General features: G+C 68.8%; 7 protein-coding genes. All 7 read left to right on the top strand.

Annotation, left to right across the window (positions count from 1 at the left end; translation table 11 throughout):
• Positions 1-131 precede the first annotated feature (131 nt).
• On the top strand, positions 132-1,013 hold the full coding sequence (locus ACRX5W_RS33030) for an SMP-30/gluconolactonase/LRE family protein (protein WP_436792089.1): 882 nt from the start codon (positions 132-134) through the stop codon (positions 1,011-1,013).
• A 116-nt stretch (positions 1,014-1,129) separates the two neighbouring features.
• Complete coding sequence (locus tag ACRX5W_RS33025) at positions 1,130-2,038, top strand: TIGR03564 family F420-dependent LLM class oxidoreductase (protein WP_436792088.1); 909 nt, start codon at positions 1,130-1,132, stop codon at positions 2,036-2,038.
• A gap of 104 nt (positions 2,039-2,142) precedes the next feature.
• Complete coding sequence (locus ACRX5W_RS33020) at positions 2,143-2,898, top strand: SDR family NAD(P)-dependent oxidoreductase (RefSeq protein ID WP_436792087.1); 756 nt, start codon at positions 2,143-2,145, stop codon at positions 2,896-2,898.
• Between the two features lie 450 nt (positions 2,899-3,348).
• A complete protein-coding gene (locus ACRX5W_RS33015) occupies positions 3,349-4,143 on the top strand; it encodes an ArsR/SmtB family transcription factor (RefSeq protein ID WP_436792090.1) in 795 nt (264 codons plus the stop codon).
• Positions 4,144-4,174: 31 nt separating this feature from the next.
• The gene (locus ACRX5W_RS33010; RefSeq protein ID WP_436792086.1) at positions 4,175-4,678 is read left to right on the top strand and encodes a hypothetical protein; all 504 of its coding nucleotides are present in this window, start codon (positions 4,175-4,177) and stop codon (positions 4,676-4,678) included.
• A gap of 136 nt (positions 4,679-4,814) precedes the next feature.
• Positions 4,815-5,768, top strand: coding sequence for a potassium channel family protein (locus tag ACRX5W_RS33005; protein ID WP_436792085.1), 954 nt, complete (start codon positions 4,815-4,817; stop codon positions 5,766-5,768).
• A gap of 281 nt (positions 5,769-6,049) precedes the next feature.
• On the top strand, positions 6,050-6,367 hold a 318-nt coding region (locus tag ACRX5W_RS33000; protein ID WP_436792084.1), incomplete at its 3' end, for an FAD-dependent oxidoreductase.

Genomic DNA, 6,367 nt, shown 5'->3' with positions numbered 1-6,367 from the left:
TCGAACCCACCTCCATCCGCCTCATGCACCGCACCACACTCGCCGGCCAAGAACTCGTCAGCGCCTGAGACCCAATGCACGTGCCGAACGCAACGCACGTGCCGAACGAACGAAGAACGAAGGGGACGTTCATGGTGGAAACACGGATCCTGACCGAAGCGAAGATGTCGATGGGCGAAGGCCCCCTGTGGGACGTCGACGCGGAACGGCTCCACTGGGTCGACATCTTCGAGGCGAAGGTGTACCAGTGCGCCTTGGACGGAGGGGACTTGAAGAGCTGGAAGTTCCCGGGCCAGTCGATCTCCGCCTTCGCCCTGCGCAAAGGTGGCGGCACCGTGGTGTCGTCCGGCGCGGGGATCCACCTGTTCGACCTCGACTCCGGTGAAGCCCAGCTCATCTTCGACCCCGAACTGGGCGAGGGCTACGGCTTCAACGACGGCACCGTCGACCGCCAGGGACGCTTCATCACCGGTATGGCCGACGGCAAGCTCATCGCGGCCATCACCTCCGGACAGACCGACAACCTCAATCCCACCGGCAACATCTACCGCATCGACACCGACCTGAGCGTCCACGTCATCGGCGACCCCATCGGCGTCACCAACGGCCCCTGCTTCGACGCCGCCGGCACCACCTTCCACTGCAACGACAGCGGCCTGCGCCGCATGTACGCCTGGGACTACGACCCGGCCACCGGCGAAGCCACCAACCGCCGCACGGTCACCGAGTTCACCGGTGACGCGATCCCGGACGGCACCACCGTCGACGACCAGGGGTACCTGTGGGTTGCCGCCTACCACGGCGGCGAGATCCGCCGGTACGCCCCCGACGGCACCCTCGACCGGAGCATCCCCGTGCCCGCGATCAGCCCCACCAGCGTCGCCTTCGCCGGACCCGACCTCGACATCCTCGTCGTCACCTCACGCGGCGGCGACGCCGCCGAAGGCGACGGCCGGATCCTGACCATCCACGGCCTCGGCGCCCGCGGCATCCCCGAGAACAAGTTCGGCTGAGCCGACGACTGCCTCTCCCGAAACAGGCTCCGGTCGATACACGCAGTGCACATTGAGCACCTTGCGTCGATCGTGCATGACCCCGTCAAGACTGCCACCCGGAAAGGTTCCCGCGCATGAGGATCGGCCTGACAGGACGGCCCGCCTCCACCGATCAGCTCGTCGAGCAGGCCAAAGCGGCCGAGGAGGCGGGTTTCAGCTCGGTCTGGTACGACAGCACCGTCCTCGGCGACCCGCTCGCCGCCATGGCCGTCGCCGGACGCGAGACCACCTCGATCGAGCTCGGCACCGCGATCCTCCAGACCTACCCGTGCCACCCCCTTCTACAGGCCAACCGCGCCGCGGCCACCGCCGAGGCCATGGGCCGCCCCGGCTTCACCCTCGGCCTGGGACCGTCCCACGAGCCCCTCGTCAGCGGTATGTACGGTCTGTCCTACGAACACCCCGGCCGCAACACCGAGGAATATCTCCGCATCCTCACCGGACTCCTGCGCGGCGAGAAAGTCACCTACGAAGGCGAGGACTGGACCACGCGCGGGGCACGCGTACGCACCGCGCACCCGGTGCCGGTGCTTCTCGCGGCGCTCGGTTCCCGGCTGCTGCGCGTCGCCGGCGCGTTCGCCGACGGCGCCGTGCTGTTCATGGCATCGGCGAAGGCCATCGAAACTCACATCGCACCCAAACTGCACGCCGCCGCTTCCGCCGCCGGACGCCCGGAACCGCGCATCGTCGCCCAGCTGCCCATCGCCGTCCACGACAACGTCGACGAAGCCCGCCAGGCCACCGCCAAGACCGCAGGCGTGTACGAGTCACTGCCGAACTACCGCCGCATCATGGACATCGGCGGCGCCCGTACCCCCGCCGACGCCGCGATCCTCGGCGACGAAGAAAGCGTGACAAGGCAGTTGCAGTCCCTTCTCGACGCGGGCGCGACTGACATCCAGGCATTCGTCGTCCCCGTCGGTGAGGACCGCAACAAATCCCGGCAGCGGACGACGGATTTGCTGGCTTCCCTCACCGGCTGAAGCCGGCCTTCTCCCGCACCCACGAGCACAGCTCAGGATGGGAGCGCCCGCGATCCATCACCCACGCGCAAGCGCAGCGGTCATCCACGAAAGGAGATTCACCAGTGTCCAAGCGACGCACGGCAGTTGTCACCGGCGGCGGTTCGGGTATCGGGCGGGCCATCGCCCACCGCCTGGCCTCCGACGGGTTCGCGGTCGCCATCCTCGACCTCAACAACGAGGCGGCGGAGACCACGGCGGAGGAGATCACACAGAACGGCAACGAAGCGGTCGCCTTCGGCGGCGTCGACATCTCAGACCGCGCCCAGGTCAACGCGGCCGTCGACAAGGTACGAGCCACTCTCGGTCCGGTTCTCGTACTCGTCAACAACGCCGGCCTCACCGCCATGGACGCGTTCCTCAAGATCTCCGACGACTTGTGGGACCGGGTCATGGCCGTGAACTTGGGCGGCACGTTCTACTGCACCCAGGCGGTCCTGCCCGACATGGTCGAGGCCAAGTGGGGACGGATCGTGAACATCTCGTCGTCCAGCACCCACTCGGGACAACCGTTCCAGACGCACTATGTCGCGGCGAAGTCCGCCGTCGTCGGATTGACCAAGTCCCTGGCGCTGGAATTCGGCCCCAAGGGCATCACCGTCAACACCATCCCGCCCGGCTTCGTCGACACCCCGATGCTGCGTGCCTCCGAGGAGAAGGGCCTCCTCGCCGGCTCGGTCGAGGACCACGCCAAACTCACCCCCGTGCGCCGCGCAGGGCGCCCCGAGGACATCGCCGCCGCATGTTCCTTCCTCGTCTCCGACGAAGCCGGCTACATCACCGGCCAGATCATCGGCGTCAACGGCGGCCGCAACACCTGACTCACCGTCTGCTGCCTGCGTCGCCTTCCTTGCCGACGGACGCTTGCCACCTCTGCGGTGTCAGTAGGTGGCGCGTCCACCCGCTGATGTGGGCGTAGCCGAGGTCGAGCGGGGTGATCTTGACTCCCTCGGCTCGAAGGCGTCCGGCGGTGGCGGCTCCGAGGTCTTGGGCGCCGCCGGTGACGAGTGGCCCTGGTGATCACGGGGTGTCTCCCGGGCGCGATGGGTCTTTGTCGGTGGCGCCGTCCGCATCCGCCTGCGCGATCGCCGTCGCACCGACGAAGGGGTGGCCGAGGCGTCGTCGGACGAGGCGTCGGCGGCGGAACGGCGCCGACGCCGTTTCCGCTCGACACCGGACTCGCCAGGCCCGAGTTGCCACCGAGGGCCGGGCATTGACGATAGGCAGGTGATTGCCTGCATAATGGGTTTGTGAGCCTCGAAGCGAGAGAGATGGACTTGGTTTTCAAGGCGCTGGCCGACCCCACGCGGCGGCTGCTGCTCGACCGACTGCACGAGCAGAACGGCCAGACACTGCGCGAGCTGTGCGAACGCCTGGACATGGCACGCCAGTCGGCCACGCAGCACCTGGACATCCTGGAGCGGGCCAATCTCGTGACCGTCGTACGGCGCGGACGGGAACGGCTCCACTACCTCAACCCGGCGCCCATTCACGAAATCGAGGAGCGCTGGATCTCGGCTTTCGAGAAACCGCGCCTACAAGCCATCCATGCCGTCAAGAACCGGGCAGAGGAGTACGCCATGGCCGACAACCCAAACCCCACCCCCGTACCGAGCTACGTCTACGTCACCTACATCCGAGCGAGCGCGGAGCAGGTGTGGCGGGCCCTGACGGACGCGGACCTGACCGCACGCTACTGGGGGCACGCCAACGTCTCGGACTGGCAGCCCGGTTCGACCTGGGAGCACCGGCGTACCGACGGGTCGGGCGCCGCCGACGTCGTCGGAAGCGTGGTCGAGACCGATCCTCCGAACCGCCTGGTCATCACGTTCGAAGACTCGCCGGACGCCGAGGCCCCGCGGGAGCCGTCGGTCGTCACGTTCCTCGTCGAACCGCACCAGGACATCGTCCGACTGACCGTGTCCCACGAAAACCTCCCCAACCACGAGATGCGCGAAGGCATTTCGCAGGGCTGGCCGGCCGTGCTGGCGAACCTCAAGTCACTGCTGGAAACCGGTGACACCCTTCCGCAGGCACCGTGGGAGATGTACCGCTCGCACGCCTGAGACACCTGGGCCGACAGCAAAGGAGGAAGCGATGGACACCACCCCGCTGCGCGACGCCTACCGCGCACTGCTGGACGCCGCCGCCACCGTGGCCGACGCCGGCGACGCGGGCCCCGGCCCGCCGCCCGGCGAGTGGAACGCCGACCAGATCCTCGCGCACGTCGCCGTCATCGGCGCCGCCACGATCACCGCCGTATCGTCCGCGACGACAGGAGCCGTCGCGACATACGACAACCGCCTGGCACACGACGCCTGGACCATCGACCGTGTCATCACGCTCGCCGACGGCAACACCGGGCTCCGCGACCGGATCCGCAACCAAGCGGACGCCCTGTGCGCACTCACCGGGCCCACCCTGAGTGACGCCGAACTCGACACAGCGGTGCCGACCCTGCTCCTGTCCCACGACACGGTGCTGGTCGACCAGCCCCTCCCGTTGCGGGACCTCATCACCGGCCTTGCCGAGGCGGAACTCCCCGGCCACACGAAGCAGCTCCTGGCCCTTCTTCCCCAAGACGCCGCGGTGTCGCGGTAGCCGGCGGCACCGCGACGCCGGCTGTAGGGCTGCCCCTGCTTGCGCCGGCTCTCTTACGCGATCGACCCATGCTGTCGCACGCCGCCACGGCGTCGGCGAACTCTCTCGGGCGTACGTACTCGTGCTCGATCACGTGGTGGATGATCGGGTCCGGGGCTGCGAACAGCCCGCCGCGGCGCCTGCCGCCGGGCGGTCGCAGCAGCGGGAGCTGCGCTTCGAAGAGGGAGTGGTGATGCGGGAGAGCCGGGCAGGTCCCGACGAGTCAGCGCACCGGCGGTGGGAGAACGCCACGACGCCGTGGCTGACGGCCCTGGCGATCATCTCGCTGACCACGTTCGTGGTCAGCGAGGCGTTGCGAACCAGCGGCGCTCTCGTGCTGTGGATCGAGTACGGGATCTGGGCCGCGTTCGTCACGGACTACCTCGTCCGCCTCAAACTCGCCCCGCGCCACTGGGAGTTCGTACGATCGCATCCGCTCGACCTCGCGGCGGTCGCGTTGCCGGCGATACGGGTGCTCCGGCTCATCGCCATGATCGGCCGCATCGGGATGATCGCCAGGCGCGGGCGCGCCGAACGCCTCCTGGTCACCGGCGTCGCCCTCGTGCTCACCCTCGTCGTCGCCGGAGCCGCCGCCGTACTGTCCCCCGAACGCGCCGACCCGGACGGGAACATCACCGACTATCCCGACGCTCTGTGGTGGGCCATCACCACGATCACCACCGTCGGCTACGGCGACCTGCACCCGGTCACCCCCGAAGGCCGCCTCGTCGGCGCCGTGCTCATGATCGTCGGCATCGGCATGATGGGCCTCGTCTCGGCGACCATCGCCACCCGCCTGATCCTCCCCGACCAGCAGACCGAACAACGCCGCGACACCGAACACCTCGAACGACGCCTCGAAGCCATCGAGGCGCACCTGAGCGTGCTCACCGCCCGGTTGCGCGACCAGGCCCCGCCGCCGGCTCCGCTTCCGGAGGTCAAGGATCCCGCGCTGACCGGAGCTGAGGTGCGCCGACAAGAATCGTGCAACGCACAGAATCCTGTCGCCGGGTCTGCCGCCGACGGCTCGCAGGGTCAGCGAGGGCGGTGAAGCAGACAGGCCTCGACCCGGCCGACTTGGGGAGCGCCGGCTCGGCGGGTGTGCCGGCGAAGCGTTCGGCCGGTGGTCCCCACGTACGTCTCCGCGCCGACGAGCATGACGCCGTCGACCGCCCGGTCGACTCGCCCGGCTTCTGCTCCGCCTCCGGCGTCGCGGGCACCGCCGACGCTCCTCCCGCCGGTGTGATCCATGTCACATCAGACTCCTGTCAGCAATCGAGGCGCTGTGCCGCTCAACCCACGCGGGGGCAAGCGAACCGACAGGAGCAACACATGAAACACCGCATCGTCGTTCTCGGCGCCGGCTATGCAGGGGCCTTCGCGGCCGGATCCCTGGCCCGCCGACTGTCCGCGGCGCACACCGAGATCACCGTGGTCAACGCCGTCCCGGAGTTCGTCCAGCGGATGCGGCTGCACCAGTTGGCGGCCGGCCGGGAGATCGAGGCTCCGAACATCGTCGAGGTTTTCGCGGGCACGGGGATTCGGCTGCGCCTGGCACGTGTCACCGCGGTCGACCCCGAGCGGCAGGTCGTCGCCGTGGCGGACGCCGACGGTGGCGGCGAACTCGGCTACGACACGCTGGTGTATGCG

Origin of the sequence: Yinghuangia sp. YIM S10712 (genome assembly GCF_051388935.1) — a bacterium.
Classification (GTDB): domain Bacteria; phylum Actinomycetota; class Actinomycetes; order Streptomycetales; family Streptomycetaceae; genus Yinghuangia.
The sequence above is the reverse complement of the archived record's forward strand: the minus strand, read 5'-3'. Positions and strand labels throughout refer to the sequence as shown.